This is a genomic window from Mycobacterium sp. (assembly GCF_032161845.1).
Taxonomy (GTDB): domain Bacteria; phylum Actinomycetota; class Actinomycetes; order Mycobacteriales; family Mycobacteriaceae; genus Mycobacterium.
Window position 1 is genome coordinate 1 of record NZ_JAVRQA010000173.1, and the last position, 2,654, is coordinate 2,654.

Consider the following 2,654-nt stretch of genomic DNA (forward strand, 5'->3'; position numbering starts at 1 on the left):
GAGTCCCCCAGCGTCCAGGTGGGCTCGACGAGCTCCGTGTAGCGATCGACGCCGTGCGGTCCGGTGAGCAGGTCAACCAGAGGCGACCGCAGCACTCTGTCCCGCAGGCTCAGCGTCTTCGTTTGAGCGGACTTCGTTTGGGTGAACACATGTATACCGTGCGCTCCATACCTCGGAACCGTCAATCGATTCGAGCAGGTTGTGGTAGGTTTCACATAGTGAACGATCGTACGCCCAGTTCACGATCGTCCCGATCGGGGCGTTCGGGGTCCTCCCGTTCTCGCGAGACCCTGTCGCGCGAGGAACGCAAGGAAGCGACCCGACGGGCCATCGTGGCTGCGGCGTTGCAACTGCTCGAGGAGCGCAGCTTCAGCGCACTGAGCCTGCGTGAAGTGACCCGTGAGGCCGGCATCGTGCCCGCTGCCTTCTACCGGCACTTCGACTCCATGGAAGCGCTCGGCCTGGTTCTGATCGACGAGTCGTTCCGCGCCCTGCGCGACATGCTGCGCGGCGCGAGAGCGGGCAAGCTCGACCCGAGCCGGGTCATCGAATCAACGGTCGACATCCTCGTCGCCGGTGTGGCCGAGCGCCGCGAGCATTGGCGTTTCATCGCCCGTGAACGCAATAGCGGCGTGACGGTTCTGCGCTACGCGATCCGCACCGAGATCCGGCTGCTCACCTCGGAGTTGGCCATCGACCTGACCCGCTTCCCCGGGCTGAATTCATGGAGCGCCGAAGACCTCAACATCCTGTCCAGCCTCTTCGTGAACTCGATGATCGTGATCGCCGAAGCCATTGAAGATGCAGTCGACGCCGGTGCGCTCGACGACATCCGGCGCACCGCCGTCAAGCAGCTCCGGATGATCATCGTTGGGATCAACGGATGGCACGGTAGCGACTGAGGCGCGCGAATAGGGTGAGGCGCTATGCCGCATCTCGAGCTGAGCCGTCCGCGCCCCGACATCGCCGTCATCACGCTCAACCGCCCGGAGAAGCTCAATGCGCTGAACTACGGCCTCGTCGAGGATCTCCATCGCGCGCTGGAGGACGTCAACTCCGACGTTCAGTGCCGCGTCGTGGTGCTCACCGGCGCAGGGCGGGGATTCTGCTCCGGCCTCGACCTCACCGAGCCGTACCCGGACGAGGCCACTCACGGGCTGGAGGTCCCGCGGTCGAGCATGCGGTGGCAGGAGCGCATCGCCGAGTTGACCACCCGATTGAGCAACCTGCGCCAGCCGGTGATTGCGGCGGTCAACGGCCCGGCATACGGCGGAGGGTTCGCGCTGGCGATGGCCTCGGACATCCGGATTGCCTCGCAGTCCGCGCGGTTCTGCACGCAGTTCATCAAGCTGGGACTCGGCGGTTGCGACATCGGCGTCAGTTACACGCTGCCGCGAATCGTCGGCGCCGGCCAGGCGTTCGACCTGATCCTCACCGCCCGCACAGTAGAGGCCGACGAAGCGTTGCGGATCGGGCTGGTGTCGCGGATCGCCACCGGCTCGGCGGTCGATGACGCCCTCGCCATCGCCGAAACACTGTGCAGCTACGGCAAGTTCGGGGTCGAATCCACCAAGCAGGTGCTGTGGGCGAACCTCGAGGCAGCGAGCCTGCAGGCGGCGTTGCAGGTGGAGAACCGCAGTCAGATCCTGTCGTCGACCAGTGGTGACATGAAAGAGGCGACGGCAGCCTTCGCGACGCGTAAGAGGGGCTGATGGGAGGTCGACGGCTAGCGGGGCGTGCCCCCGCCGTCGACGATCACGACCGTGCCGGTGAGGTAGCTGCCCGCGTCCGAACACAACAGCAGTGCGGTGCCGACCATCTCGTCGGGGTTCGCCAACCGCTTCATCAACGTTCCGCCGACCATGCCGTCGATCGCCTGTTGCGGATTGTTGCGCATCATGTCGGTGTCGACGGGCCCTGGCGCGATCGCATTGACCCGGATGCCGTCGCGGACGAACGCCGCCGCCATCGATCGCGTGTACGACATCACCGCGGCCTTGCCTGCCGCGTAGATCGACATGTCCGCCGCAAAGTTGAACGCGCCGACCGATACCAGGTTCAGCACGGCGGCGTGCTTGCTGTCCTTCAAGTGCGGCAACGCCTTCTGCACGAGAAAGACCGGCCCGCGGACGTTGACCTCGTTCGACTTCGCCCACCCCTCGGCGGTGATCTCACCGAGCGGTTGGGCCAACGCGTTGGCGGCGTTGTTGACCACCACGTCGATGCCGCCGAACTCGGCCACCGTGCGATCCACCAGGACGTCGAGGTCCTCCAGGCTGCCTGCGTGCGCGGGCACCCCGACCGCCTGCCCGCCGAGCCCACGCAGGTGGGTGGCCGCCTGCTCGCAGGCGTCGGCCTTGCGGCTGGCGACGACGACGTTGGCACCGGCGAGTACGAAGCCCTCCGCCAACGCCAGCCCGATCCCGCGGGTACCGCCCGTCACGATGACGGTGCGGCCGGTCATGTCGAAGAGTGCGTCGAATGTCTGGCGATCCACGCCGACAGTAGAACACGTTCCAGTTCGCTGAGATTTAGGCCGCGCCGTAGGGCTTGGCCTTGACGGCGGGTACGGCAACGACCGGCGCAATCGTCCCGGTGAACGTCACCGTGGTCGTCTCGCCCGTCGACATCGAACCGTCAGACACGACGACTGC

The 2,654-nt window shown here is 66.1% G+C and carries 3 protein-coding genes and 1 pseudogene; 2 read left to right on the forward strand and 2 right to left on the reverse strand.

Features of this window, described 5'->3' with window-relative positions; genetic code table 11:
• A pseudogene (locus QOD90_RS09945) lies at positions 1–149 on the reverse strand (ferredoxin reductase); the annotation flags it as partial.
• A gap of 69 nt (positions 150–218) precedes the next feature.
• On the opposite strand from QOD90_RS09945, the gene QOD90_RS09950 reads away from it, so the two are divergent.
• Entirely contained in the window at positions 219–902 is a 684-nt protein-coding gene (locus QOD90_RS09950; RefSeq protein WP_526349127.1) for a TetR/AcrR family transcriptional regulator, read from the forward strand.
• 24 nt (positions 903–926) lie between these two features.
• Entirely contained in the window at positions 927–1,712 is a 786-nt protein-coding gene (locus QOD90_RS09955) for an enoyl-CoA hydratase/isomerase family protein (RefSeq protein ID WP_526349129.1), read from the forward strand.
• 14 nt (positions 1,713–1,726) lie between these two features.
• Here the strand turns inward: QOD90_RS09955 and QOD90_RS09960 are convergent, their stop codons facing one another.
• Positions 1,727–2,497, reverse strand: coding sequence for an SDR family NAD(P)-dependent oxidoreductase (locus QOD90_RS09960; RefSeq protein ID WP_526349131.1), 771 nt, complete (start codon positions 2,495–2,497; stop codon positions 1,727–1,729).
• Positions 2,498–2,654: the final 157 nt, after the last annotated feature.